The following is a 26269-nucleotide window of genomic DNA, read 5'->3' on the forward strand; positions in this document are numbered from 1 at the left end:
CCCGGCTTGCCTTGCTTGTAAGTTTTCCCTGTAATTCTCGCACGAACGTAGCTTGTTACACTATCGTTCTTCATTCTCTGAATTGACTGGGAAGCCCATCTTGGTGGTCTTCCACTGTTCCAATCTCTCTATTCTTCCCTGCGCTAATAACTTTCAATAATCATAGTAAAACCTGACATTTACGCATCAAATTTTTCCATCCCCTCTTAAGGGGGCGTTCTTTCAGAGTATCCGATATATTCCATTTTCGTCAAGTATCGAGCGATACTTAGTTATTTGAATCAGTCTCTGTTCTCGTTGCTGAACAAGGAGTGATGATAAACCCTATTTCATATATTGTCCAGCACTTTTAAAGAAATTTTTCACTATAAGTCTAAGTTGCATTCTTTCAACAAATTACATTTTTATTGAGAAATTCCTATATTAAGGATATGGTAAGAAGAGAAAGGAAACATACATGCAAAACATCAGAACTGTTTTAGCTCAGGATATCCCATATCTTTATTCTATCGCACTCAAGACTGCCTTTGCAGGACTTGATGGTACCCCTTATTTCAATGACACCTGGTGTGTCGGTCATTACTATGCAGCTCCCTACTTCTTTTTTGAACCTGAGCTCTGCTATGTCGCACTTGATGAAAATGGAACACCTTCTGGATATATTGTAGGAACGAGCGATACAGCATCTTTATCATCCTGGCTTCTGGAAACTTGGCTTCCTCCCTTACAGAAACATTACAAACATCACCAAGCGTTCAAGAGTGAGGCAGAAGAGACGGTTATTCGAACGCTCCTCAAGGGTCCTGGACAAGAGATGTGGCCAAATCTGGGATATCCAGCACATCTCCATATCAACATACTACCTCACTTACAAGGCAAGGGGTTGGGGCGAAGCCTGATGGAAACCTTCATTCAAGCGGTACAAGAGAAAGGTGTCCCAGGCATCCATCTTGGTGTGGACGGCCGGAACACCCGTGCCTACGGCTTCTATGAGCGAATGGGCTTCACTATCCTTGAACAGCAGAGCTGGGGCTCAGTGTTTGGAATACAGTTCCCCTAGTCGGCATCCACTCCCCATTTTATCTTCAGGTACTCCAAGTCACTGGCAAGCCTATTGATTGCATTGGTAAGTCGTTGTGCACGTTTTTCTTCGAGGGTCTTCTCCTTCCCTGCATTTTCCAACCGCTGAACGACAGCAAGTAAATCGGCCTCCTGCTTTTTCAACTCCGCCAAAGCCTCATTGAGCTCCCTGAAGTACGGAAGCATAATCTCTTCCATGGGCTCAGCAAGTGGCAATGTCTCTTCCTTGAGCAAATCAAACCGTTCCAGGACTTTCGGCGCATATGCCTTGATACCCAGAGTCCTGGAAACATAGGAAGCAAACCAAGGAGCCACATCCTTGTCCCCATGTACAATGAAGGCTCGTCTTGGTTCCTTCTTGAAACTGGTAAGCCATTTCACCAATCCCTTTTGGTCAGCGTGACCACTGATACCATGCAACTCTTTTACTTCACACCGTACATCTATCTGTTCACCAAAGATGGTGACATGTCGTGCTCCCTCAAGAATGGAACGCCCAAGCGTACCCCCAGCCTGATACCCACTGAAAAGTACCGTACATTCACTTCTCCATAGATTATGCTTCAAGTGGTGCTTGATCCTTCCTGCTTCGCACATCCCGCTGGAACTGATGATTACGCAACTCTCTTTCCGTCGATTCAAAGCCTTTGAACCCTCTACATCAGTAATGGTTACCAAAGAGGGGAACAGGATAGGATTGATACCTTTGTTCACCAGTTCCATCGTCTCCTCATCCATGTAGCCAAACAAATTTCCAGCAAACACATGGGTTGCCTTTACAGACAGCGGACTATCCACAAATACCGGAATTTCATGGACCGTCGGACAAAGTTTTTTCTCTATGATGACCCGTAACAAATAGAGCATTTCTTGTGTCCTCCCCACTGCAAAAGCGGGAATTATCACATTGCCACCACGTTTGAATGTTCTCTCGATGATATCTGCAAGTTCTTGTGCCCTCACTTTTGTAGGAATTGAGTTACCCACAGCATTCTCGGTTTTTTTATGTACCCGGTTTCCATACGTGGACTCCATCACCACAAAATCCGCAACATCAATATAGTCTGGATCCTTGATCAAAGGCTGGTCAAAATTACCAATATCACCAGAGAATACCAATTTGCGATGGTCCTTTCCTTCGCTGAGCCACATCTCAATGGAAGATGAACCCAGCAGGTGTCCCGCATCATTGAACCGAACCTTGATGCCCTCATCAATCTCGCAGACCGTCTCATAGTCGCAAGGAGAAAAGAAACGCATTGAATCCTTCGCATCTTCTACCGTGTATAAAGCCTCCACTCCTTTCTTGCCTGCACGCACTGCTTTCCGGTTTTTCCATTCAGCCTCCATCTCATGGATATGGCCGCTATCGGCAAGCATAATCTCACAAAGATCAACGGTTGCTGATGTGCAGAAAATCTTTCCTTCAAACCCCTCCTTCACCAACAGTGGAATTCTTCCACTGTGGTCAATATGGGCATGGGTAAGAAACACGTAATCAATGGCATGCGCATCGAAGGGAAGATCTATTCCTGACTCTTTCTCATCATTGCCTTGGGGGAGACCGCAGTCGACAAGCAAATACTTGCCGTTTACCTCCACCAGCGTACAACTACCTGTTACCTGTTGTGCTGCTCCGAAAAACGTAATAAACATTCTGAGTACCTCTCTATTACTACAATACGACTGTTGTGGGCACAGTGCAATTGCATTCTAAATCCAACGTATCTTGTAATGCAAAGCTTGATTGGGTATCCTACCCTAAAGGGAGAAAGCCTATGGATGCAATTGTCAAAACGAATCGTACTTTGCAGGTACAACGTACTATCAAGGCGCTCAACAAAAACAATATTGATGCCCGCTTCATTGAAACGGTACAGGATGTTGTTCCTGTGGTCACGTCGCTTCTCTCAAAAGGAGAGAGTGTAGCAGTGGGAGGGTCTGTGACCCTTAAGGAAACAGGAGTCCTGGATCTTCTGAGAAATGGAAATTATACCTTTTTCGACCGTTACAAACCAGGCCTGGATAAAGAGGAAGTCACGGAGGTCCTGCATAAGAGCTTCTTTGTTGATACCTATTTTGCTAGTGCCAATGCCGTTACCGAACATGGAGAGCTGTACTGTGTTGACGGGACAAGCAACAGGGTAGCTGCCCTGCTCTATGGCCCAAAACAGGTCATCCTAGTGGTCTCTTGGGACAAGATTGTCCCTGACCTGATAAGTGCCATTCTCAGAGTAAAGCAAATTGCCGCGCCTTCCAATGCAAGACGCTTGGATACAGGTACTTATTGTGTAGAGAGTGGGAAGTGCATCAACCCAAATTGTGATGAACGAAATCTCATGGCTCTCGCAGCAGGTGCTTGCGAACACACCATTTGCTCAAACTATGTGGTGTTCAGCCACCAACATGTACCTGGAAGAATGAAGGTTCTCATAATCGGTGAGAGCCTCGGATATTGATTTGGAGGAATCATGACAACAGATTTTACGTATTACACCCCTACCCGTGTCGTCTTCGGGAAAGACACAGAGAAACAAGTCGGAACACTGGTCAAAGAACAGGGCTGCAAGAAAGTCTTGCTCCACTACGGATCAGAGAGTGCAAAGAGAACAGGATTGCTGGACCGTATCAAAGCATCACTCGATGCAGAAAACATCAGCTATGTTGAACTAGGAGGGGTAGTCCCCAACCCACGGCTCAGCAAGGTACATGAAGGTATTATGCTGGGTAAACGCGAGGGAGTAGACTTCCTGCTCGCTGTTGGTGGCGGTTCGGTCATCGACTCAGCAAAGGCCATCGGTTATGGATTGTACCATGGTGGCGAAGTATGGGATTTCTATGACCAGAAGCGGCAGGTTGAAGGATGTATTCCAGTCGGTACTGTGTTGACCATCGCCGCAGCAGGGAGTGAAATGAGCAACTCCTCGGTCATCACCAATGAAGACGGTAATCTCAAACGAGGCCTGAATCATGACTCCTCACGATGCAAGTTTGCCATCATGAATCCTGAATTGACATACACTCTGCCACAGTATCAGACTATGTGCGGGGCTGTAGACATCATGATGCATACAATGGAACGCTATTTCATCATCGATGACACCATGGATCTAACTGATGAGATTGCGGAGGGGTTGCTTAGGACTGTAATCAAATCTGCTCTCGTATTGAAAGATACATATGACGATTATGACGCACGTGCAAACATCATGTGGGCGAGCAGCCTCTCACACAACGGATTAACCGGAGCTGGGAACAGTGCCCCTGGAGATTGGGCTCCACACCAGTTGGAACACGAGATGGGCGGAATGTTTGACGTGGCCCACGGTGCCGGACTTGCCGCAATCTGGGATAGTTGGGCTCGTTATGTGTATAAGCAGAAACCCGAGCGGTTTGCGGCATTCGGTAGCGCTGTATTTGGCATCGAGAGAACTGAGGATGCTGAAGCAGATGCATTGAAAGCCATCGAGCAGGTCAAGGCATTTTTCAAGAGCATTTCAATGCCTACCAATTTCCGGGAATTAGGAATTGCTCCTACTGAAGAGCAAATTGATGAAATGACACTGAAGGCTACCTTCTTTGGTAAGAGGACTCTAGGGAACTTCCTCGTTTTGGGAGCGAAAGAGATCAAGGACATCTATATGGATGCCAACCAAGGTTAAGCATCTCCTCTGCCAAAGATAGAGCAACAAGTACTGTTCAAGGGTGCGGTGAGGACCTTTCTCCCGCCGCAGTCTTGCCAGTGCATTCCTCCTGAGAAATGAACGATACAAACGAATGACAGGTATCAATACCTTGGTTGGTCAGTTTGGAAGCCAAGGTTTGCCAGGTTCTACCTTGCATAGAGAATCCAAGATCATGATTCAGAGAACTCGAGCATTCTATAATCTCTGAAAGCGTGTATACTTCTGTAATCTTGGTTTTCAGGAGTGAAACAAGAGACGGAACATCACTACACAATGAAAGGTATCAATACCCCAGGGCAAGCCCTGGACTCAGGAGGCGTTGCCTCCTTTTCCGCCCCAAGGGACGGGGTATCTCACCTTGCTTTCCCGGCACTCGCTCCAGAGAGGAACCATCATGCTGATTCCTTTCCTCTCGCTCCGTTGGGGAATGAGATACCTTACGATATGATAGAACAGGGAATAAGTTCAGCTGTAACGAATAAAGCACCCTCGCTTTGAGAGTGCTTTCCTTTTATTTCCAGTATATGCCTATTCCATGAACAGCCGTACCACCTCATCACTATCCCTGGCTTGCTCCAGCATTCGTCTGAATACCTGGCTTGTGCAACTTCGGGCAATGGAAGCAAGCAATTCAACATGCGCGGAAGCTTCCTTTGAAGGAGCCAACACCAAGAAAAAGATTCTGCTCTTCTGTCCATCTGGCGCATCAAATTCAACAGGTAATCTGCTTATGCCAACCACCAGAGAAACATGTTCCACCACATCACTCTTTGCATGCGGGATTGCAATTCCGTTACCGATGCCGGTGGAGCCGAGACTCTCTCGATCAAGGACAGCGTTCAAAACATCTTCAAACTGCTTAGCTGAATACCCTTTTGCTTTCGCCATCACTTCAACAAGTTCCGTAATCACACCCTGTTTGTCGGTGTGCATGAGGGGCACCTTCACCAAGTTTCTGTCCAATACATCCAGTACATTCATGCAAAGCTCCTTATGCTTCAAATTCCAGCCAGATATCATCATCATCCCTGACTACCAGTACAGGGCAAGGTGAGGTACGTAGCATCCTGTCAGTCTCACTGGCAAGCTCCTCTCGTCGAGAACGGATATCCGTAACCCCTCCGAGCACCAGCAGATCAGCTTTTGAAGACTTCAACAGCTCTTTCATCACTATGTGCACAGTACCTTCCAGTTTTACCGTTTCTATGAGTACTTGCTTCTGCTGGGCAAGATGGGAGGCATGCCGTAGATATCTATCAGCATCCAATTGTAGGTCGCGTTGGTACTCATCACGTTCCACCGTCACGAATATACCCGCCTTGACCAATTCACTCAAGGCTTTGGTATTTACTACATATACGGCGGTCAGTTTTGCATCGTGTTCCTTGGCCAACTTGATGCCATACATTATGGCTGTCATCGAACTCTCTGAACCATCGAGATACACGACGATCTGCTTAAACGGAACTCCCATGCAAACCTCCCTGTGATTTCATCGTATCATCATCTTCTGAAGTGGTCAAAGCCTGGACCGATGCCTTGGCATTCTCCATCCTATCTTTCACTACCTTCAGCAGGATAAAATTCTCCCGTTCCTGTTCTTCAATGCGAGAACGCATCCAGGCAATAGTTTCCTTGTTTTCCGGAATGACAATCTTCTCCAGTGCATTTACCTTCCGTATCGTTTTCTTCACTTCTCTTGCCAGCCTCATGATTGAGACTTTCAGCTCGGCAAGCCTTCCCATCAACTGCAGTGTAGTTCGATACCTATCAATGGAAAGTTCACTCAGAATGCTGGTATCTTCACTGCTGAAATACGGACTATGGTCGGAGAACGAGGTATTCACCTTGGGAACCGTGACCCCCATGACTCTCCGAGAGCTCAACTCAATGGAATAGTCAATATTGACGGCACCTGCCAGGTTTCCCACCCTCAGTCGCCCCATCTGCATGATAGCATCACTAAGCGAATTTTGGGCTTCACCTAGTGACTGGACCACCCTACCCTCATAATCAACTGCTTGGTCTACAAGTGTAAGGAGCTCAACCACGAGGATTGACCGTTTCTGGTCGAGCAATTCATACCCGAGTTGGGCAAACTTGAGGTCATCTATCAGTTTGAGCAGATTGCTCCTTGTAGGAGCAAGTGTAGTATTCAAAACTCCTCCTATCTGCCGTAATGTTCGGCAATCTCCTCATCACTAAGACGCTGCAACTCCTCGGAAGGCAGTTTTCCTAAAGCATCCCAACCAAGATCAAGTGTCTGTTCAATACTTCGATCCTCATCAAACCCTTGGTTCACAAACCGCTTTTCAAAGAAGTTTCCGAATTCAAGGTACTGTTGGTCGAGTGTGGTCAACTCCTCTTCCCCAATAACCGAAGCCAGGTTCTGTACGTCCTTCACATGACTGTAGGATGCAAATAATTGATTTGCTAGGTGCGGATGATCTTCTCGGGTCATCCCCTCCCCAATGCCGTCTTTCATTAAGCGCGAAAGAGAGGGCAAACAGTTGATAGGTGGATAGATTCCCCGCGCCTGCATTCCACGCTCAAACACAATCTGCCCCTCAGTGATGTATCCTGTCAGATCTGGCACTGGGTGGCTGATGTCATCATTAGGCATGGAAAGAATCGGAAGCTGGGTAATTGACCCGCTCTTTCCTGTTATCTTTCCAGAACGCTCATAAATCTCCGCAAGATTGGAGTACAGGTAGCCTGGATATCCTTTTCGGGACGGAATCTCACCACGCATGGTGCCAATCTCTCTCAATGACTCACAGTAGTTTGTCATATCAGTCATAATAACCAGTACCTGTTTGCCCTTGTCAAAGGCAAGATGCTCAGCCAACGTCAGAGCCGTCTTGGGGGTAATGGTTCGCTCGATGGACGGGTCGTCAGCCAAGGAAAGAAAAAGTGCAACATTGTCCAGTACACCACTCTCCTCAAAGCTATTCGTGAAGAAACGGGCTACGTCATGCTTGACACCCATGGCTGCAAACACAATGCAGAAATCCCCTTCACTTCCTCGGACTTTTGCCTGACGGGCAATCTGTGCGGCGAGTTGGTTGTGATCCAAGCCGTTTCCGCTGAAAATAGGAAGTTTCTGACCCTGAATCAGTGTTGTCATGCCATCAATAACTGAAATCCCGGTCTGGATAAAATCCCTGGGATACTCACGTGCCGTTGGATTGATAGGTACCCCATTCACATCCCGCTCGGCAAAACCGTGTATGGTACCTGACCCGTCTCTGCTCTTTCCAAGTCCGTTCATAACCCGACCAAGCATTTGCTCTGAAACAGGCAATGTGAGGGGTTCTCCCATGAACCGCATACCGGTACCAGGAAGTGTCAGGCTGTCAGTTCCCTCAAAGACTTGGACGACGACAACCTCATCACTGGTGTCGAGTACCTGCCCTGAACGGCGTGCACCATCAGGAGTAACTACCTCAACCAACTCTCCAAAACCGACCGGATGGGTATTACGCATATATACCAATGGTCCATCAATCCTGCTAGCCCCACGGTATTCCCTACCGCTTAATAGCCTCCGATCACTTTGGGCCATCAATGATTCAGTATTAGTTTTCATAGATTCCTCCAATCTGATCAATGGAGCGCTCAAGCCTTAGCTGGATCTTATCAATCTTATCAAGTTCATCTCCCTTGACGGTAAGACGCATCCTTGCCATCTCTTGGACAGCACGGAGTCTTCTTATCTTCACCATCGGAACTCCCTTGTTGATTGCTTCCATCCCCTTCTCATAGTAGGCAAGGATTACAGCAAGCATTTTTACCTGTTTCTCAACTGAACAGAACCGATCGACTTCATCAAAGGCGTTCTGCTGGAGGAATGCGGTCTTGAAGAGAGAACACACTTCCAGAATAAAGTTCTGGGTGTCGGGAAGGGCATCAGGACCTACAAGTTTGACGATCTGCTGCAAACGGACTTCCTTCTGCAATAAATCCATGATCCGCAGCCGGTTCTCGTACCACGATCCATCGCTGTGGTCATTCCACCACTGCGTCACATCCCCAAGATATTCGCTATAGGAGTCCAACCAGCTTATTGCAGGATAGTGCCGACTACTTGCAAGCTGTCGATCCAGGCCCCAAAAGCAACGTACGAATCGTTTTGTATGTTGCGTTACCGGCTCAGAAAAGTCACCACCTGGAGGGCTCACTGCCCCAATGATGGAAACAGAACCATCGCTTCCAGAAAGGTTTCGCATGAAGCCCGCCCGTTCATAAAACTGTGCGATACGAGTCGGCAAATAAGCTGGGAAGCCCTCCTCAGCCGGCATTTCTTCCATACGACCACTGAGCTCGCGGAGTGCTTCAGCCCAACGGCTGGTTGAGTCTGCCATGATAGCCACATGATATCCTTGGTCGCGATAGTATTCAGCCATCGTGATTCCCGTGTAGATACTCGCTTCACGGGCACTTACCGGCATATTGGATGTATTTGCAATGAGAATGGTACGCTCCATCAATGACTGGCCGGTACGTGGATCAACTAAGAGAGGGAACTCCCTCAATACGTCTGTCATCTCGTTGCCACGCTCTCCACAACCAATGTAAACAATGATATCTGCATCACACCATTGGGCGATGGAGTGCTGTGTCATGGTCTTTCCGGTGCCAAACCCACCTGGGATTGCCACCGTTCCTCCCTTCGCCAGAGGGAAAAGGGTGTCAATGACCCTAAGCCCTGTCACGAGAGGCTGCTTCAATGCAAGACGACTCGCTACTGGTCGCGGTATCCTGATCGGCCACTTCTGCACCATGGTAATTTTCTGTTGCTTTCCATCAGGAAGAACCAAAGTCGCTATGACTTCATCTACCGTATAGGATCCTGCGGGAACAATTTCACTGAGCGTTGCTTCTTGGTACTGGGGAGGAATAATAATCCTGTGTTGGACCCGGCTGGTCTCCTCTACTGTTGCAATGACCATTCCTGCATAGACGATCGTACCCGCTTCAACAACCGGAGTAAATTCCCATTGTTTTCCATGGTCTACCGCATCATAGGAAAGACCACGTGAAATGAAAGCGCCACTAGCTTCCATGAGTTTCTCCAATGGACGCTGAATACCATCATAAATAGTACCGATAAGCCCAGGGGCAAGCTCGACGCTTAGACTCATACCGCTTCCATAGACGTTGTCACCTGGACAGATACCAGTTGCATCCTCATACACTTGGACAGTAGCCAATCCATCATAGAGTTTGACCACCTCCCCGACCAGTTGTTGTTCACCGATACGGACCATTTCCATCATCATGGCATTTGTGATGTCCTTAACGATGAGAACCGGTCCATTTACTCGTTTGACACGTCCGATTATTCTTTCTTTCATGAATGTTCCTGAATCAAAGACCTGATATCGCGGTCGAACCGTCTGAGACGGATTTCAACCTGGTTGTTGAATGAAATGGTATCATCCATCGAGGAAACAATCACACCGAGGCCTTGCAATGGTTTTGGGTCAAGGTGCAAGGTAATCTTTGCACCAGTGGCTTCCTGCACAAGACGGGTTGCTTCTTCGAGATGTTCCTCTTTCACGGGACATTTACGAGAAGAGGCAACCTTGGCCTCCTTGAGATCCAAACCGATAGCAGCCTCTGCAATCCATGTGCTCAGATGCTTGGCAACCTTTTTTGCATCAAGCAGTTCGGTCACACGCCTAAGTACCTGCTGATAGCTCTCATCGATCTGTCGAAGGTTCGCCTTTCGCTTGGCACTTGCCAGATTAGCCTGTTTCTTCAACTCAATGTTCTTGAGTTTCTGCTCATGATCCTTCTGCAAGGAGGCTATCTCCCTGTCAATCTTGAGCTGGGCTTCCTCTGCAATACGTCCTGCTTGTTTTTGGGCATCCTCAAGCTTTTTTTGAGCAGTCAGCTCAGCTTGTTCCAAGATGCCTGAAAGCAATCGGTTGTCAGTTGTTTCCATACGAACTCATCCTACAATGATACCCCAATCGCTTTATTGACCAGGGCACGCAAGTCTGTACCTCCCTCTTTTGAACGGGGGGAAGGTATTTCCACAACAAGGGGGAAGGATTCGGAAAATAAAAACTGGTCCACAATAGGCCTGATCATATTTGCAACCTCATCTGTAATGATGATGATGCCATTCTGTGAATCTTCCACCGCCTTGTCCCAGGCTCGTTTGGCCTGTTGTGCATTTGTCGCTTCCATGCCGAACACACCAACAAGGGAAAATCCAAGTACGGTATCTTCGTCACCGATGACAAAATATTTCATCGATTATACCTTTCCAAGGATCATCAAACTGGTGATAAATCCAAAGACAACCAGACCTTCAGCAAGTGCTATGAAGATCAAAGCTTGGCTGGCAATCTCAGGACGCTCACTGATGGCACCCATGGCGGCACTTCCAACCTTACCAATAGCCATACCGGCAGCCAATGCACCAAGACCAAAAGCCAATGCTGCACTAAAACATACCAGAGCGAGATTGTAATCACCACGAGTGGCAGCCTCAGTGGTTGCAGCATAGGCGCTGGGTGCGAAGATGAAGCCGCTTGCAAGAAGCAGAAGTGCTGTTGCTACAAAGGTCATCGATACTTTTCTTCTGAATGCGATGTTGGTCATACTGTGACCCTCCTCAAAAAATTCACTATCTCTGCTCGGAAGAAGAGTTCTTCAACCCAACTGGCTGATAAGCTACTCCCTTTCCGGTAAAATACCGTGAGAAGAACTCGTAATAGTTCAACCTCAAAGATTGTATTCCTGAACTTAATCCTTCCAGGACAATCACCAGGATATTTCCTAGGATGAAAATCACCACTCCGCCGAAACCATCAACCAAAGACGAGAGTTCCTTAAATGCCTGCATCAGTGACGCATGTGCGATGCCAAGTCCTGCAACACGCATGAAGGAAAGGGTGTTGGAAAGATATCCGGTGAAAATTTCCAGAATATCTATAAACCACTCCAGAATTGCGTCCATCGTCACGGTCCCTAAATCGTGGCGTTTTCCTCCTTGCTTAACTGAAATGTAGTAAGCAAGGAAACCCCTTATCAAGAGTAGGAAAAGGGAAACGGCAAGAACTGGGGCTATCCAAGGATCAGAAGGAAAGCTTTGATAGCCACTCTCTACAAAGGCGAAGCCCATATAGAGCCCTGTCCCAAAGAGCACACCTCCCAGCAATCCGTTCTTATCCAAGGTAAGCTGTAGATAGGATTTTTTCCTAAAAAGATTTATCCAATTCAACACCAAGCCCGTATAGATAACAATAATGCCGAACTTGACAGTCAGACCCAGAATATCATACACATCAGTGATTAGGGAACCATCCCCTCCATGTCCTGCTACTACTGCCTCATAATTGAACCAGATTGCAGGAAAGAGACTCAAGCCAAAATAACTGCCAAAAAGCGCTCCGAATATCATGGCAGAAATGCCCAGATAGATCAGAAGATCAGTCAAATTCCGGCTGATCATCCCATCCTTCTTCAACGGATTCTTCTTATATCCATACTTTCCAAGCAAGGCAACCAATAAAAGCACCAATCCCTGACCTACATCGGCAAACATCAGACCAAACATGCAGAGATAGGCAATCATGACAAAGATGGTAGGGTTGACCGAGCCATACTCTGGCGTGCTGTAGTTGTTTACCATTCTTTGGAATGGAGCAAGTATCTTGGGACTGGATACTGCTACAGGAACCTCATTGCGGGGAACCTGCCTAGCATCAGTCCATTCAATGACACACTGTCCTTCACTTGCCTGTATGATCGCTTGCTCAACAACCTCCGCCTGATCAGTAGGGACCCAACCGGAGAAAAGCGTTGTATTGCGGGTATAAGCAAAGTAAGAGCGGATTTGGTCACTCAGTTCATTCAACCGAAGATTCGCCCAAATGGCAAACAACTGTGCTTGTTGGCTTGATACCATCTCATCAACAGCCTTCTCAATCTTCTCACGTTCTGCAAGTGCTGCATCGTGTTCCTTCCCAAGCTGGTCCTTGATCATGGAAATAGCTTGCTGTTGCAACTGGACATCACTGGATTCCATCCAACCGAACTTTTCCAGAAGAGGGTCAACCTGCCCTACATCACGGCGAAGCGTCAGGGATATCCAGAGATCAGTATTTTCAACGCTTTCCAACAGGCCTCCAAAGGCAGCAATCTTTTCTTTGAGGTCCTCACTTCGGCCTTTTGTAATCTGCCCAACCCTGAGGTCAAGGTACTCTCCCTTGTCCTCCTTGATATAGCGTTGCATCTCCTCAAGGCCCATCACCATCTGGTTGCTCTCTTTCTGTTTCTCTTTCAGGGAGAGTAAGCTCGCAGTGAGGTCATCCAACGTTTTCTTGAATGCTTCAAGCTGGGGCTTTTCCAAGTTCTGCACATCGAGCACTTCACTGGTTGGTACGGTAATATGCCCCTGCTTGAGCAAGGCTTCCACCCGATGACGCATATCTTGGAGAGCTGAACGGCTGACAGAACTCTGACGGAAGGAAAGTTTCTCCATTTGGCCAGGGTCAAGTTTGTTGATATGGACAAAGTCCAAGACACCTAGCCGAAGCAAGGATTTGACGACCCTATCACTTGTCTGTTCCAAAACCACAGCAGTAAGTAATTTCATTGGTCGTGTAAACAAATTCATACCAACACCCCCCTGATGTACGCTTCTTCATACCCATAGTACTTCCCATTGAGAATGGCCTTCACCATACTAGTTTCTTCCTTGAAGAGGAAGAAGTAGGATAAGGAGAGCCCGATGGTAAAAGGATCTTGTGCAAGCATACGCTGGTAGATGGCTTTTCTCCGTTCAGCCAAATACCCTTCAATCTTTAATGTCTCAAGCAAACTCGCCTCATCGTAATTCGTACTTTCTCGATGTAACGGAACCGTTTCCTGCTCAAGCCCTGGATAGTAACGATTGATGATTGAATGAGGATTACGCTCAGATGCATTCTGCCTTAAATAAGCCTCAGTCTCCTTGCTTGATGCAACTTTGCCCCAAGGAAGCAGTAGTTTTTTCACAGCATCAGCATCCATATGATGATACCATCCATAGCGTACCAACATGATTAGATTACGTAGGTCAATTTCCAACAAAAACATGGATGTAGCTACTTCTTCATCTGCTTTCTTAAGCGTTTTTACACAATCCATCAGATGTACATACCACATACGATCCAGTGCTGTTTCCAAGGGGAACAATCCTGATTGCTGCAAGTCTTGCTCGCTGAACGCAGTCACTGTGGCATGGTATGGGCTGTCTTTCAGGGATTCTCCGACAACATCCCAGCTGGTTGCATTGATCAATGCAGTCCAATCAATGGGATAGAGGATTATTTCCTTGAACAAGTATTCACTGCGATGACGAATCGGTCGTTGCCGCATGATACTGCTGTACCAGAGTCTGAGGGTGTTCTTCAGATTGTCTATTTCAATTTTTTCAAGGAGATGGTTGATGAGATCTGCACTACTGCCCTCAAGATAGCGTGCAACCTCCTTGTACATGGAAATCTCCATCCCAAGCAAAACTAGTTCCATTTGCTGGAGGTCACCTGTTCGGTCGTATGCTTCGGCCACTGCATGGTATTTGGAGTCACGAAGCACCCCCACAGCTTCAACCAAGGAAGAAGCGTGCAAGAGATTCTCAATAACCTTGCTTTGCCGCATTAAGCCAATCTTCGCCCGTAGCTTGGCGTTGATGAACCCATACAACGATACACGATCACTGCTCATTTGTGTTCCAGAAAAGCATCAAAATCGGTTTTGCAAACTTGCTCTACGATTGCATGTGCGATGGTGTCAAGGGTTTCCCCTGAAATGTTGCTGGAGATATTCAAGCTCTCTTCATACTCCTCAACTTCCGCTCTGGCCTCAGTTTCGGCCTGTTCCTGTAGTGCACGAAGACGATCACGCTCTTCTTTTACAGAGGAACGTATGAGTTCATTAGCAGTACTTTGGGCGGCGGAAATAATATCTCTGGCTGAATGTTCGGCATCTCTTATGATTTGTTGTGCTCTATCTTCAACCGATAATACATCGTTGATTATATCGCTACGCACAGTTTCACTTCCTATTAAAGAGTTATACAGGTTCTTTTCTATACTCTACCTTTTGCATAAACGTGTCAAGCAAACTAAGGAGCTGCAGTGACAACCTGCTGAGCAGTTGGATCGGCCGCCTCAGAATCAACCATGGAGTCGAACAGAGTTTCATCAAAAGCAAAATCATCCTCCGTCACAAAGCCATCCTGTTCAAAGGATTCAAACCCAAAATCACTCTCATCAAACGGCGGGAAGATGATATTCCAGAACGTCTCCTCATCCATGCGTTCCACTATTTCCAGAGTGACTTGTGCATCATATCCGGTAGCAAGCTCAGAACCGAACACATCCATTTCCTCTTCAACCTGCAAACCACTGGATGTGTCTTTAACAATGATCCGCTCCTCAAAGGCAGGATCAGAAACCCAGAAGTCCTCAAGCAACAAGACCCGGTCCAAGCCCAATTCCTCCGAAGAAATGTCAGGAACGACAAACCGGACTGCATACCAGAGGTCATCCACTTGTAGGTCAAACAGGTAGGTACCACTCACCACTTCACTGAGGATGTAGCGTCCTTCTTGGTCAGTGAAAAGATAGAGTGCATCATTGCGGATAAGCTCTTCCTCTCCTGCTGCATTCGTCCGCACCTCATACACAGGTGAGGAGTATTGCACGTAGGGAGAACCATCAGCCATGTAGAGGACTCCGCTGACCGTAAAGGATGGTTCCATATCCAGTCTTGCAACAAAGGACTGCCTGCTTCGTGGGGTTAATTCATAGACAAACGAAGTACCAGTTGAGTACTCGCTTACTCCACTACTGAATACCACGATGCTGTTCTTGGTGTTGGGAGTTAGTGAATTATACAATGCGCTTCCAAGGGGTCTGCTTAAAGCAGACGGTGAACTATCCAAGCTCCGTGCTATGGAGATATCTGAGTCTTTCAAGTCTCCGGTTGGTTTCACCAACAGGAAGGACTCCCCGACTGCCTTGCCAATGCCGAATGCACCATCTGCATACGCCAAGGCAGTACTTGCAGTGAAGGTGGTAGTCATATCCTGATAGGAGTTGCCGATTTGTTGCCGGAGTGAGAAGTTCGAAAGCTCACCACTATGGGCCCATGCCGCAACAATGGAGTGGTTCCTCGGATCTTCCAAGCGGAACCCGCTCAGGGAAAGATTGACACTATCATCCCCGGAAGGTCTCCAACTCATTCCCATAGAGGTTGATGCAGTGCCATCAAGGAACGGAGTACCGGAACGTACACTTGTGGAGGCATTGGTACTGAGCTTGGGACTGAAGGTATAGCTCCCTGATATTTGAGCAGATACAGTTGGATCGAGAGGATTACTACTTGGTCCATTAGCTGTAATTGAACCACTGAGTGAGAATCCTGGGAAGGGAGAAAATCCTGTAGCAAAGGACGCACTCCAACCTGGATACTGAATACTGGAGTTATAGGAGAGATTTCCCGAAAGGGTATACCGAACTTTCTCGGTAAAGCTACCTGAGTATGAGAGGGAGAACGAGGTATTGGTGGTAACAGGACTTCCTGCATCCTTTGCAGGAATACTATGGTTCACGGTCCCGCTAATCGTCCCAAACCCGCTCTCCTGAGGTCCACTGTAACGGTGGCTCAGACTTGCGGAGAACGATGGAGCCAACTTTGAAGCATCCAGACCAAGAGAAAGCTGCAATTGTGAAGTTCCCACCATAGTTGCAAGCACCCCATTGAACATACCACTGAAGATACCGGGGCTAAAGGCAATCTCACTGGTTAAAGTAAAAACATCCGTCAAGCCTGTCTGCTGGTAGTAGGTGGCGGTGAAGGCATCAGGGTGGTAGGAGAGATACTGATCATTGAACCAAGGAATACTGACATCGGCGGTGGCAGTGGTAGACTTCTCCCTAGGAACACTGAAGCCGAAGCCATAGAGGCTATCTCCCTTGCCAAGCAAACGGTAGTCATAGCCCATGTCAACATACTCAACTCTCTCATCCTCTGGATGGTTGTCTGGAATGATGGTGATCTTAATCTGATTGGCGCCCTGGGTAAAGACAAAGTCCCTGAGGCGGTAGGTACCTGCCTGGAATTTTCGCTTGAATACCTCTTCCCCGTTGATGGTAATAATGACCTCGGAGGGCTCAACCAATACAATCCGGTATTCAAACTGATTACCCTTCGCTCGTTCGGTTCCGTAGGCATAATTCTTCTCAAACGTAATACCAACATTGGTATATGAGCCAAGATTCTTATTGCTCAGATTGGTTCCTACATGACCGAAACTCAGACGATGGCTAGATTCAACAAAGTCATAGAACCCATTCCAGGTTCCCGGGTTGAAATACGGTTGTAGAGAAGAAAGTGAATAGTAGAAGTTGAGACCAATACCGAGCGTGGAAATTCTGTTGGAAACTGAGAGAGAGAGCAGTTTCTGGTTTATTGCGGAGAAATCCGCATCATAGTCGAGCATTCCATAGAGGCTGAGCGAGCTTGCAACCGCAAATTTGGCAGGCTCCAGCACGATTGCCCCACTAATGCCGTACTGCTCCCTCCTATTGATCGAACGTGAGGTAATACTTACCGTCCGCTCAGGCATATCTTCCAGGCTGAATTGGAGGTATATGGCAAACTCGGCAGCGTCATATCGGGCTTCAACATTGCGACTCTGCAATGCTTCAAGGGAGATATAGGCAAGTCCATCACCAAATATGCGTTGATTTGCTGCCTCCGTAATAAACGGACCTACATACTGCGCCAGTTCATTGGTATTCAAGAGTCGTTGCTCACCTACAAACTCTACCTCAATGTCTCCTGCAATCTCATTATTGATATAAAGGCCAAGATAATAGAACCCATCCTCATATTGAATGGCAGTATCTTTTCCGACAATAAAGAAATCTGCAAAGAAATCATCCGTATACTCCTCTTCTTCAAACGACCCTCCGTAGAAGAGATCCCACTCTTCCTCGGTAAGAACCATAGGTTCAAATAGGAAGGGAGGGTCAGGAACCACAGGACTAACTGCAGCCGCTTTCGCAAAGGAGGGTACACCGGGTACCTTGATATATGCAGATCTCCAACCAAATCCAGGGAAATGGGGAAATGAAAGCAGGTGTTGTGGAGGAGGGAGTTGAGGGATGGAATCCTCTACTGTTTTTGGAATTTCTGCTCCTGATACAATCGCTTGGGGAGGCGTCTCTTCCGATTTTGTTTCCTCTCCTATTGTCGGAGCTACCACAGTGGGTTGCTTAGGAGTCGGCCGCGCGACCTTGATAACGGAGGGCAAATCTTCTGTTCTTGGTTGGTTGAAGCACGTCCAAAGAAATGCAGAAAGAAAGAGGGCAACGAGCACAAGCAAAATCACCAGGAATATTGCGTGTGCGAATCCTCTTGCTTTCATGCGAAAAACCTTTCTAGAACAAGGAGCAGAACACTCCTCTTAATTCGAGTATTTGATTGTGGCTTGATAGGTAACTCCAGGATCACGGGAGAGGCCTTCAGGCCAGGGGATGTTTTTTGTCACCGATTTCTTTGCAAGAATATTCATGCCATCAATGCCATCCAATGCTTCCTCTCCCTGCAGCACTACGGTATTTCCTTTGCTGTCCTTGACTTCCAATACTGCAGAAATCAACAACTGGTGCACCGTACCAAGATTGGCGAGGGTCACGGCCAAAGCAGGAGAACCATCTTCAAGACGTGAAGGAGTTACCGCTCTCACCCCAACATTCTCAACAATCCTTGTAGGCAATACATACAAACTTGTCGTGTAAATATAGAGAAAATTGAACATTCCCTTGTCTGAACTGTTCTTCCCCTGTGAATACGGAATCTGCTCTGCTTTCAAGCGAAAAGAGAGCTCATTGGTTACTGTTCTTGGACCCCGATACTGTACACGCACTACCCAACTGCTCTGCGGGGGAACTACCAATTTATTCGGAACAATAGAGAAATATGCATCCGCAGGTTTATTAACCTCATTTCCCTGAGCATCTTGGTCACGAATAAGTGCTGATAAGCTGATGGCGATTGAGTCATTGCTATCATTTACAATGGTGTAGGTCTTGGTGCTCTCAGCGCCCGTTGGTTGGAACGATTGTTCGAGTGGGGAGAACTGATAAGCAAAAGCTGAAGAAAGCAACAAGCAGGTGAGCAAGAGAAAAACAATGGTCCGTTTCACTCTCTTATTCTGAATTTGGTTCATATTTCACTCTCTTATCATAACATTGAGTTAATTCGCTGTCAGTGTACGCTATCATACCTGATTCATCAAGTCATCTTGGACGCTATCAAGACAAAGCCATCCGCTTTAAGGCAGAATCAAAAGTCCCTTTAAGCATTGGAATGAACTGAAGCACGATGTCATCAATTTCACCAGGGAGTCCTGCTTGCACCCAATCGAGCAAAGTTCCCACAAACGCATGCTTGTAGAAATCAATCAGGAACGCAAGATCTTCTTCTGTTGTACCATACTCTTTTGCACGATCAACGAGGGTCCCATGGAGTAATTTCGCCATCTCACGGCAGAGATATCTGTCAAGCAACTCTCTTCCAAGACTATGATATATATTCACAATCATCGTCTTGTTTTCCACCAAATAGGTGCACATACTCCTTACTGCCGATTCTCCATCATCCCTCGTATGAATACTGGGATACCGACGGGCAAACTCTTGCCCTTCATTAATGAACAACCAATCAAGCAAATCGTAGATATCTCTGAAGTGGTAATAAAATGTCTGGCGATTCACTCCACAGCGATTCACGATTTCCTTTACGGTAATCTTATTCAAGGTGTGTTCCGCCATCAATTGCTTCAAGGATTCGGCCAGTGCCAACTTAGTCATCTGCGCCATGGGTACTCCTTTCCTGCCTCTTCGTGCATATAATTGAACACAATTACGACGAAGTCTTAATAAATAGTATTAGTCATCCTACCGCAAAAATCTTTCTTTGACTACTAGTAATGTTTTATTGACACAAGAAACCTTTCATGGTAATGTTCCTTCCTGTCGGGTAACCGATACTGTTCGGGCTGTAGCGCAGGGGTTTAGCGTACATGTCTGGGGGACATGGGGTCGGCGGTTCAAATCCGCCCAGCCCGATATAATACAATATCCTGTAAGAAGTATTTTCTTGCAGGATTTTTTTTATTTTTTTGTGACCAAATTTCTCATGATTCTTGCAACCCTCCTGTTCACGCTCATCGCTCAACAGGACAGAATATTCTGCCCCAAGAAGCATCAGAAGTAGAGTCCAGCCATGCTGCCCCTCTCAGCGGAGAACGCTATATCCTCTTGACTGAATCCCGTATCTGAAGATAGACAGGGAGGGTCACATGAGGAGGATCAACCTTTTCACCTTCAACCAGTTTGATCAGTATATCCACAGCAAGTCGTCCCCGTTTACCAGTGTCCTGATGAACCGTAGTGATGGATGGAGTGAGGATCCTGCTGAAGATGTTGTCATCGAAGCCGATGATGGAAATATCATCCGGGACAGTTATCCCTGTTTTCTGGTAATACGATACCGCTTCACTGGCATAGTAGTCAGCAGAACAGACCACAGCGGTACAGGAAGTATCGGGGGAGGCAAGCTCCTCGTATAGAGCATAGCGTTCCTCCTTGACTCTTGAGAGGGGTATGAAATTCTCTTCGGCAAGGCTCCCTCCCTGTTCCTCAAGAGCATCCCTCAACCCTAGAAAACGCATATAGTCGGAACCGGTCTTTTCTGGTCCGTTCGAGAGGAACACCATCTGACGGTGCCCCATTGACTGGAGATATTCAGATATCTGGTACCCTCCTGACCTGTCTTCAATCCCGACACGGTAATATCGCATGTCGCCTTCTATATCGTAATCATAACTGTCGATGTGAACTACCGGACACGAAACCTGATTGCTGATACGGGGTATGATCTCACGTGGCACCCACAGTATAATAACCCCCGCAAGCTTCCATGACTGGACGAATCTCAGCACCTCGTTCTGGTCACTGGTTGTATGAACCATCATATAATAGCCAAGCTGTCTGAGTTCCCATTCAATGTTACCAAGAATGGTGAAGCTGAAAGGATCTTCGAACTGCGTCTCATCCCTGCGTGGTTCACTGAAAAAGACAACCCCTACGATACGGGAATTCTCATGGGCAAGGATGTTCGCAGCCATGTTCGGTGCATAGTTGACTTCCTTCAGTATCCTCTTGACCTTGTCTCGGACTACGGGAGACACCTTGCCGGTTCTCCCATGAATTACATTCGAGACAGTGGTAGGACTGACTCCAGCCATCTTGGAGATTTCTTTGATAGTCAACATGGCCTTACTATATGCATCTCCCCAAGCTTTGTCAAAAGCCTGCATCAGATTGACTCGACTCCCCCTGCACTGCAGAGGGAGTGAGTCATTCACTATTTTAGGTACCCGAGCCATTTACTCTGGACATCAATCATACGGGTCACCATGTCATTGATATGTGAGACCTGATTCACCACCGGGTTCGCGATAATTGCCTGAGTTGCCAATTCCTTACTGGCTTGCAGGACCGCTTCAGCGGTGAGATCGTAGACACCACAGTAGTTTCTCATCAGGGCAAGATAACCCTTGGGGAGGGAGGGAACCTTGATACCCTTCACCCCATCCTTATTGATGACTGCAGGGACTTCGACCACGACCCAGGAAGGCAGGTCCTCAATCAGTCCGTCATTTATCACATTGACCGCAGCCTCTTCATATCCCAAATCGGTGATAATCCCTTCGATGATAGGAATCGCTCGCTCATGCAGCTTTAGCTCGATCTCAGGTCTCTGTTCGACGGTCAAAGTCGCACGATAATAATCATAGAAATCGAGGATTCCACGATGATCCACAATATCCCAGGCCCAGGAGAGGTATTCCCCAAAGTGACTATCCACGGTGATGGGAAGCAACTTGTAATGCTCAAGCATGAACTTCGCAATGCGTTTGTCGGTCCACTCGAAACGACCCTTCCGTCCAGGTCCCTTTTTATCGAAGGCTTCATGGCTCTCCATCTTCCCGGTCTTGAGATACGTCTCGTAGAAATCACTGTATCCTGCTTCTTGCTTGAAGAACTCGGCAGATCTCTCGAGTACCTGTGGGTAGAGGTCTTCCCCTGTAGCTTTGTCCTTCAGCTCATACAAACAGCTGAAGTGATTGAGCCCGGCGGCACGGAAAGTGAGATCTTCAATCTCCTTATCGAGCATGGCAGGCAACCAGCGATTCAGCCAGCCAATTTCGTGACACATACCGACGAACCTCGCCTGGGGATATTTACGCATCACTGCAGTACCGATCGCAGTCATCGGATTGGAATAGTTGAATATCCAGGCATCAGGACAGATTTGTACGGCATCCCCTACAATATCGAGAATGTGGGGTATGATCCGCAGTGAATGGAATACGCCTCCGGGACCTCCATTCTCCCCATAGACCTGATGCACCCCATACTGCAATGGTACTTTCCAGTCATCATCCCAGAGCTTGAAACGGTCTCCGACTTCAATCGAAGAGATAATAAAATCAGCTCCCGTGAAAGCCTCTTTGCGATTCAAGGTTGCACTCACTGTGAAATCAAGAGCTTCCTTCTTCAGGAACTCCTTTGCGATGCGCTCGACTCGCTCCATCGCAACGGCATTGATGTCAAGAAGCGTGACCTCACAGCCTGTGAGCACTTTGCTCTGAAAGATATCTCCGAGCATTCCGAGTCCGAACTGGAGTGATCCAGCTCCTACTAGTACGATTTTCATACAGCGATGTTCCTTCTACCGGCTGACCCCGGTATATTATTTTATTGCTCCCTCTACCATCCCCTTTATGATGTAGCGCTGAGCGAACAGATAGAGGATGATAATAGGTACGATAGCCAAGAGAGTGGAAGTGAGAATGAGATCCCACTGTTTTAGGTATGCTCCGGCGAACGCTGTGACGGCAACCGGAAGAGTCTGCACCGCACCATTCGATCCTAGAACGAGATAGGGAAGCAGATAATCGTTCCAGATCCATATTCCGTTGAGAATCATTACAGTCACGATAATCGGCTTCAGAAGAGGGAATACGATTTCGAAGAAAATCCGCGGGTAAGAGCACCCGTCAATCGTCGCGGCCTCTTCCAGTTCATAGGGGATATTCTTGATAAACCCGTGAAACACGAAGATTGAAAGAGAGGATCCGAATCCGAGATATGCGAACACAATTCCTCTCACGGTACCAAGAAGACGCAGGTTCAACACATTGCCGAGTATCCTCAGCCATCTCACCAGGGGGTACATCAAAACCTGGAAGGGAATGACCATAGCAGCTACGAAGACCATGAAAATGATAATCGACCATGTCTTCTTTTCGTTTCTCACAAGAACCCAGGCTGCCATCGATGAGAACGTGATGATTACAAGCAGTGAAAGAACCGTGATAATCACCGAGTCCCCGAATGCGCTGAGGTAGTCGACCGTAGGATTGTTGAAAATTCTTGAGATGTTGTTGCCCAGCTGTCCCCAGTTCTCAGGCAACGCAACTGCATTTATGATAATCTCTCGGGAAGTCTTTGCTGAATTGAGCACGACCATTGCAAAGGGAATCATGAAAAGAATGAAGAGAAGAATCGTGAAAGCTTCAAGAATGAGCATGGGAGCCCGCCGTTTGAATGACATGGTATTCTTCATCACATTTCCACCTCTTTCTTCTTGTTGTTCGAAACCTGGATCAAGGATACCACGACCAGGACGACAAAGAGCACAACAGCCTTTGCCTGCGCTTCGGCCATCTTGTTCGCAGTCGCGGTGTCGAAGATGTTCATCGCCAGCAGCTGGGAAGCTTTCACAGGGACCCCCATGAATCGGGTAGCCGGTCCACCATTCGTCAAGGTCAGGTTCATGTCAAACTGCTTGAACGAATTGGTCAGGGTCAGAAACAAACTGATGGTGAAGGCGTTGGCCATCATCGGGATCAGGATGTTGAAGACGTTGCGCACGAAACCCGCACCATCGACAGAGGCAGCTTCCATGAGCGACTTTGGAATGCTCTGGATCGCCGCGACGTAGATCAGCATGATGTAGCCGGAGAACTGCCAGGTATTGACCACCGACATCACCCAAATGACCGTCTCAGGTCTGCTCAGGAATGAGGACTGGAGCATTTCTATTCCGTAGGTTGTTCCAAGCGAAACCAGAATATTGTTCATGATGAACTGCCAGATATAACCGAGAACGATGCCTCCGATCAGGTAGGGGACGAAAAATCCTGCACGGTAGAAGTTACGGAACTTCACCTTGCTCGTCACGATAAGCGACAGGGTAAAGCTTACTATGTTGACAAGAATGACGTTGATTATAGTGTAACCAACAGTTATTAGGAAGGAATGGATAAAATCGGGTGTATTGAACAGTTTCGAAAAGTTCTTGAAACCGACGAAGTGGATGTTGGGACTCACCCCGTTCCAGTCTGTGAGTGAATAATAGATACCCAGTGAGAAGGGCACAATGATGATCATAATGAATGTGAACACGACCGGTGCCAGAAACAGGATATTCACTACGCTGCGCTGCTTCATTCGGGGCTCCTCCTTGTTATTTTGAATATGATGTACGGGCGGTTTCGCCCGTACATCATTCGTGTAATAGTCCTACATGGTCGGCAGACTTGCGATGGCCGCCTTCATGTCTGAAATGAACTGATTCAGATTATTCTGGTTCTGGGCGAAGAGGTCGTACACAGGACCGAACACATTCTGGCCTGCACCGTCAGGAAGCATTCCGAAGAATACACCATAGTTTCCACCCTTGGCATTGGCTTCCATAAGAGCTTGACTCAACTGTCCGGAGGGCTTGAGTGTGACCGACTTGAAGGCGGGGATCATACCGGCCTTGTTGACGATGTAATCATGTCCTTCAGCAGTTGTTGCCATCGACGCCAGGAACGCTTTCGCTTCTTCAACCCGCGGGCTCTGTGCATTTACGACGTACCAGCTGGGAGCGAACAGGTAGAGACCGGTCTGCGGGGTATTCGTGAACGCGTGAGGAGCATATCCCATCTTGAAGGTGACGCCCATCTGAGCCATGTTGGGATCTACCCAGTTGCCCTGGTGCAGGAAAGCGGTCTTGCCCTGAGCAAATGAACCGACCTGGTCGTCATAGCTTCCGTTGAGCAGAATGTTCTGATCGGCATATTTGAAAAGGAGCTGTACATATTTTGCGTACTCAGTGAAGCGTGCTTCATCCATCTTTCCCTTCAGAGCATCCTCAATTACGCTTGTATCAGTGAAATCAAGGCCTCCGCCCCAATAAACTGCAAGGTTGTGCTGAGCAGCGACCCACCACATTCCTCCTGCGAGGGAGGCTGCCATCGCCACAGGAGCGTCGATGCCGAGCTCTGCCTTCTTCGCTTCAAGGGTCTTGAATGCCTTCTCATAGGCATCGCGGGTCGTCAGAGTGGAGGGATCGATACCGGCCTTTGCCAGGATCTCTGCATTGTAGGCAAGTCCATATCCTTCAATGGCCACAGGGAAACCATACACGGTTCCATCCACGACGAATTCCAAGTCTGTATCGTCTACCCAAGGCTCTCCTTCCATGCTGGCAATATAGTCTTTCCAGACATTGTAACCGCCGAGTCCTTCGATCTGGAAGATATCGGGCATATCACCGGCCTGTGCTTTAGCCTTCAGAGCGCCACCATAATCAGCACCTCCGCCAAGCGTCTCGACTTCCACGGTCACACCGGGAGTTGCAGCAGAGTACTGTGCAGCATACTCATCGAGAGCATCTTTGATCTCAACCTTCAAATGGAACATCTTCACGGTTGTTTTATCGCTGGACGCTGCTTCCTGTGCACCGCCGGCGAACACGCTGGTCACCAGAAGAACTGAGAACAGAACTACTGCGATCTTTTTCTTCATGCGAATCCTCCTTAGTACGGGTTAACCCACCCGGTACTGTTTGCATTTATAGATAGGTGTTACGTAACACCTATAGCTAACACTACCACACCATTTCTGGTTGTCAAGAAAAAACTTTAAAAAAATGGAAGCGATTCCACTTGTCTCCATCAGGAGTATATGGAGCTTTTCACTGGGCAGCGCATGAATCCTGTCTGGTTGAAGAAAAATATACGTTTCATAACGCTTTTTGGAGTGAATACACATACGTGATCATATGCATGAATATGCGATACTCCCCAAGCAGCAACTTTATGAACGACTTCCCTGCAAAATTGGGAGCGAATTATGAATAAGGTTGCATTCATAAAGCACAGTGAACCATCCCTTGTATCGCAAGGGGTATTGATCTTCTTCATCTGTTTGCCGTACCTCCCCTGGCTCTAAGTCATCCATACAGCAAGAGAACCTTTCTTACTTTTTTCACTGTAGTGAGAAGAATGGGGAGTGCTATCTCATATCTTGCATGGCAACCACGCTTATAGATCTTGTCCCGAAAATATCCATCCCTCGGTTCACTAC

Annotated in this window: 24 protein-coding genes and 1 tRNA gene; 5 read left to right on the top strand and 20 right to left on the bottom strand. The window is 47.4% G+C overall.

From position 1 onward, the window contains the following. Positions 1-457 precede the first annotated feature (457 nt). A complete protein-coding gene (locus DYP60_RS06400) occupies positions 458-1060 on the top strand; it encodes a GNAT family N-acetyltransferase (RefSeq protein WP_117330069.1) in 603 nt (200 codons plus the stop codon). On the opposite strand, the gene DYP60_RS06405 is transcribed toward DYP60_RS06400, so the two are convergent. Then, complete coding sequence (locus DYP60_RS06405) at positions 1057-2736, bottom strand: MBL fold metallo-hydrolase RNA specificity domain-containing protein (RefSeq protein ID WP_117330070.1); 1680 nt, start codon at positions 2734-2736, stop codon at positions 1057-1059. The genes DYP60_RS06400 and DYP60_RS06405 overlap by 4 nt on opposite strands. A 122-nt stretch (positions 2737-2858) precedes the next feature. Here DYP60_RS06405 and DYP60_RS06410 point away from each other — a divergent pair, with 122 nt between their 5' ends. The 3 genes from DYP60_RS06410 to DYP60_RS06420 all read left to right on the top strand — a co-directional run bounded on the left by DYP60_RS06410 (position 2859) and on the right by DYP60_RS06420 (position 5264). Continuing rightward, positions 2859-3539 (top strand): lactate utilization protein, encoded by a 681-nt coding sequence (locus DYP60_RS06410; protein WP_117330071.1) that lies wholly within the window; start codon positions 2859-2861, stop codon positions 3537-3539. Positions 3540-3551: 12 nt separating this feature from the next. Further along, positions 3552-4742, top strand: a complete 1191-nt coding sequence (locus DYP60_RS06415; protein ID WP_117330072.1) for an iron-containing alcohol dehydrogenase — start codon at positions 3552-3554, stop codon at positions 4740-4742. Positions 4743-5039: 297 nt separating this feature from the next. Then, the gene (locus DYP60_RS06420; protein ID WP_117330073.1) at positions 5040-5264 is read left to right on the top strand and encodes a hypothetical protein; all 225 of its coding nucleotides are present in this window, start codon (positions 5040-5042) and stop codon (positions 5262-5264) included. Between the two features lie 30 nt (positions 5265-5294). Here DYP60_RS06420 and DYP60_RS06425 read toward each other — a convergent pair whose 3' ends face one another. From DYP60_RS06425 to DYP60_RS06490, 14 genes are all read right to left on the bottom strand, one after another. Then, positions 5295-5747, bottom strand: coding sequence for a PTS sugar transporter subunit IIA (locus tag DYP60_RS06425; protein WP_117330074.1), 453 nt, complete (start codon positions 5745-5747; stop codon positions 5295-5297). Positions 5748-5757: 10 nt separating this feature from the next. Beyond that, positions 5758-6240, bottom strand: coding sequence for a universal stress protein (locus tag DYP60_RS06430; protein WP_117330075.1), 483 nt, complete (start codon positions 6238-6240; stop codon positions 5758-5760). Continuing rightward, the gene (locus DYP60_RS06435) at positions 6224-6925 is read right to left on the bottom strand and encodes a V-type ATP synthase subunit D (protein WP_117330076.1); all 702 of its coding nucleotides are present in this window, start codon (positions 6923-6925) and stop codon (positions 6224-6226) included. Before DYP60_RS06435 ends, DYP60_RS06430 begins: the two co-directional genes overlap by 17 nt. A gap of 8 nt (positions 6926-6933) precedes the next feature. Then, complete coding sequence (locus DYP60_RS06440; protein WP_206363115.1) at positions 6934-8355, bottom strand: V-type ATP synthase subunit B; 1422 nt, start codon at positions 8353-8355, stop codon at positions 6934-6936. After that, the gene (locus DYP60_RS06445; protein WP_117330077.1) at positions 8345-10123 is read right to left on the bottom strand and encodes a V-type ATP synthase subunit A; all 1779 of its coding nucleotides are present in this window, start codon (positions 10121-10123) and stop codon (positions 8345-8347) included. The genes DYP60_RS06440 and DYP60_RS06445 overlap by 11 nt, the downstream gene beginning before the upstream one ends. After that, positions 10120-10716, bottom strand: coding sequence for an ATPase (locus DYP60_RS06450; protein WP_117330078.1), 597 nt, complete (start codon positions 10714-10716; stop codon positions 10120-10122). The genes DYP60_RS06445 and DYP60_RS06450 overlap by 4 nt, the downstream gene beginning before the upstream one ends. Positions 10717-10727: 11 nt before the next feature. Further along, entirely contained in the window at positions 10728-11030 is a 303-nt protein-coding gene (locus DYP60_RS06455) for a V-type ATP synthase subunit F (protein ID WP_117330079.1), read from the bottom strand. A gap of 3 nt (positions 11031-11033) precedes the next feature. Further along, positions 11034-11381 (bottom strand): ATP synthase subunit C, encoded by a 348-nt coding sequence (locus tag DYP60_RS06460; protein ID WP_117330080.1) that lies wholly within the window; start codon positions 11379-11381, stop codon positions 11034-11036. A 25-nt stretch (positions 11382-11406) separates the two neighbouring features. Further along, positions 11407-13401 (bottom strand): V-type ATP synthase subunit I, encoded by a 1995-nt coding sequence (locus DYP60_RS06465; protein WP_117330081.1) that lies wholly within the window; start codon positions 13399-13401, stop codon positions 11407-11409. After that, positions 13398-14492 carry a V0D/AC39 family V-type ATPase subunit gene (locus DYP60_RS06470; protein ID WP_117330082.1) on the bottom strand — a complete coding sequence of 365 codons (1095 nt, stop codon included), beginning with the start codon at positions 14490-14492 and terminating at the stop codon, positions 13398-13400. The genes DYP60_RS06465 and DYP60_RS06470 overlap by 4 nt, the downstream gene beginning before the upstream one ends. Continuing rightward, positions 14489-14818 carry a hypothetical protein gene (locus tag DYP60_RS06475; RefSeq protein ID WP_117330083.1) on the bottom strand — a complete coding sequence of 110 codons (330 nt, stop codon included), beginning with the start codon at positions 14816-14818 and terminating at the stop codon, positions 14489-14491. The genes DYP60_RS06470 and DYP60_RS06475 overlap by 4 nt, the downstream gene beginning before the upstream one ends. Before the next feature lie 74 nt (positions 14819-14892). After that, entirely contained in the window at positions 14893-18204 is a 3312-nt protein-coding gene (locus DYP60_RS06480) for a fimbria/pilus outer membrane usher protein (protein ID WP_117330084.1), read from the bottom strand. A gap of 39 nt (positions 18205-18243) precedes the next feature. Next, positions 18244-19008, bottom strand: coding sequence for a fimbria/pilus periplasmic chaperone (locus DYP60_RS06485; protein WP_117330085.1), 765 nt, complete (start codon positions 19006-19008; stop codon positions 18244-18246). Between the two features lie 85 nt (positions 19009-19093). Then, on the bottom strand, positions 19094-19660 hold the full coding sequence (locus tag DYP60_RS06490) for a TetR/AcrR family transcriptional regulator C-terminal domain-containing protein (protein ID WP_117330086.1): 567 nt from the start codon (positions 19658-19660) through the stop codon (positions 19094-19096). A gap of 175 nt (positions 19661-19835) precedes the next feature. Between DYP60_RS06490 and DYP60_RS06495 the strand changes: the two genes are divergently transcribed. After that, a tRNA-Pro gene (locus tag DYP60_RS06495) sits at positions 19836-19909 on the top strand. Positions 19910-20091: 182 nt separating this feature from the next. On the opposite strand, the gene DYP60_RS06500 is transcribed toward DYP60_RS06495, so the two are convergent. From DYP60_RS06500 to DYP60_RS06520, 5 genes are all read right to left on the bottom strand, one after another. Next, positions 20092-21117 (bottom strand): LacI family DNA-binding transcriptional regulator, encoded by a 1026-nt coding sequence (locus DYP60_RS06500; protein WP_117330325.1) that lies wholly within the window; start codon positions 21115-21117, stop codon positions 20092-20094. A gap of 92 nt (positions 21118-21209) precedes the next feature. Further along, positions 21210-22565, bottom strand: coding sequence for a family 4 glycosyl hydrolase (locus tag DYP60_RS06505; protein ID WP_117330087.1), 1356 nt, complete (start codon positions 22563-22565; stop codon positions 21210-21212). A gap of 36 nt (positions 22566-22601) precedes the next feature. After that, positions 22602-23477 carry a carbohydrate ABC transporter permease gene (locus DYP60_RS06510; RefSeq protein ID WP_240622834.1) on the bottom strand — a complete coding sequence of 292 codons (876 nt, stop codon included), beginning with the start codon at positions 23475-23477 and terminating at the stop codon, positions 22602-22604. Continuing rightward, positions 23477-24364: a carbohydrate ABC transporter permease gene (locus tag DYP60_RS06515; protein WP_117330088.1), complete on the bottom strand. Its 888-nt coding sequence runs from the start codon at positions 24362-24364 to the stop codon at positions 23477-23479. The genes DYP60_RS06510 and DYP60_RS06515 overlap by 1 nt, the downstream gene beginning before the upstream one ends. A 72-nt stretch (positions 24365-24436) precedes the next feature. Further along, positions 24437-25708, bottom strand: coding sequence for an ABC transporter substrate-binding protein (locus DYP60_RS06520; protein ID WP_117330089.1), 1272 nt, complete (start codon positions 25706-25708; stop codon positions 24437-24439). Positions 25709-26269: the final 561 nt, after the last annotated feature.

It is taken from the genome of Sphaerochaeta halotolerans, from assembly GCF_003429665.1.
GTDB lineage: Bacteria > Spirochaetota > Spirochaetia > Sphaerochaetales > Sphaerochaetaceae > Sphaerochaeta > Sphaerochaeta halotolerans.

Excerpts from the sequence above, each read along its gene's own strand:
- DYP60_RS06400 (WP_117330069.1), top strand. The coding sequence starts at position 458 with ATGCAAAACATCAGAACTGTTTTAGCTCAGGATATCCCATATCTTTAT.
- DYP60_RS06405 (WP_117330070.1), bottom strand. The coding sequence starts at position 2,736 with ATGTTTATTACGTTTTTCGGAGCAGCACAACAGGTAACAGGTAGTTGT.
- DYP60_RS06410 (WP_117330071.1), top strand. The coding sequence starts at position 2,859 with ATGGATGCAATTGTCAAAACGAATCGTACTTTGCAGGTACAACGTACT.
- DYP60_RS06415 (WP_117330072.1), top strand. The coding sequence starts at position 3,552 with ATGACAACAGATTTTACGTATTACACCCCTACCCGTGTCGTCTTCGGG.
- DYP60_RS06420 (WP_117330073.1), top strand. The coding sequence starts at position 5,040 with ATGAAAGGTATCAATACCCCAGGGCAAGCCCTGGACTCAGGAGGCGTT.
- DYP60_RS06425 (WP_117330074.1), bottom strand. The coding sequence starts at position 5,747 with ATGAATGTACTGGATGTATTGGACAGAAACTTGGTGAAGGTGCCCCTC.
- DYP60_RS06430 (WP_117330075.1), bottom strand. The coding sequence starts at position 6,240 with ATGGGAGTTCCGTTTAAGCAGATCGTCGTGTATCTCGATGGTTCAGAG.
- DYP60_RS06440 (WP_206363115.1), bottom strand. The coding sequence starts at position 8,355 with ATGAAAACTAATACTGAATCATTGATGGCCCAAAGTGATCGGAGGCTA.
- DYP60_RS06445 (WP_117330077.1), bottom strand. The coding sequence starts at position 10,123 with ATGAAAGAAAGAATAATCGGACGTGTCAAACGAGTAAATGGACCGGTT.
- DYP60_RS06450 (WP_117330078.1), bottom strand. The coding sequence starts at position 10,716 with ATGGAAACAACTGACAACCGATTGCTTTCAGGCATCTTGGAACAAGCT.
- DYP60_RS06455 (WP_117330079.1), bottom strand. The coding sequence starts at position 11,030 with ATGAAATATTTTGTCATCGGTGACGAAGATACCGTACTTGGATTTTCC.
- DYP60_RS06460 (WP_117330080.1), bottom strand. The coding sequence starts at position 11,381 with ATGACCAACATCGCATTCAGAAGAAAAGTATCGATGACCTTTGTAGCA.
- DYP60_RS06465 (WP_117330081.1), bottom strand. The coding sequence starts at position 13,401 with ATGAATTTGTTTACACGACCAATGAAATTACTTACTGCTGTGGTTTTG.
- DYP60_RS06470 (WP_117330082.1), bottom strand. The coding sequence starts at position 14,492 with ATGAGCAGTGATCGTGTATCGTTGTATGGGTTCATCAACGCCAAGCTA.
- DYP60_RS06480 (WP_117330084.1), bottom strand. The coding sequence starts at position 18,204 with ATGAAAGCAAGAGGATTCGCACACGCAATATTCCTGGTGATTTTGCTT.
- DYP60_RS06485 (WP_117330085.1), bottom strand. The coding sequence starts at position 19,008 with ATGAACCAAATTCAGAATAAGAGAGTGAAACGGACCATTGTTTTTCTC.
- DYP60_RS06490 (WP_117330086.1), bottom strand. The coding sequence starts at position 19,660 with ATGGCGCAGATGACTAAGTTGGCACTGGCCGAATCCTTGAAGCAATTG.
- DYP60_RS06500 (WP_117330325.1), bottom strand. The coding sequence starts at position 21,117 with ATGTTGACTATCAAAGAAATCTCCAAGATGGCTGGAGTCAGTCCTACC.
- DYP60_RS06505 (WP_117330087.1), bottom strand. The coding sequence starts at position 22,565 with ATGAAAATCGTACTAGTAGGAGCTGGATCACTCCAGTTCGGACTCGGA.
- DYP60_RS06510 (WP_240622834.1), bottom strand. The coding sequence starts at position 23,477 with ATGAAGAATACCATGTCATTCAAACGGCGGGCTCCCATGCTCATTCTT.
- DYP60_RS06515 (WP_117330088.1), bottom strand. The coding sequence starts at position 24,364 with ATGAAGCAGCGCAGCGTAGTGAATATCCTGTTTCTGGCACCGGTCGTG.
- DYP60_RS06520 (WP_117330089.1), bottom strand. The coding sequence starts at position 25,708 with ATGAAGAAAAAGATCGCAGTAGTTCTGTTCTCAGTTCTTCTGGTGACC.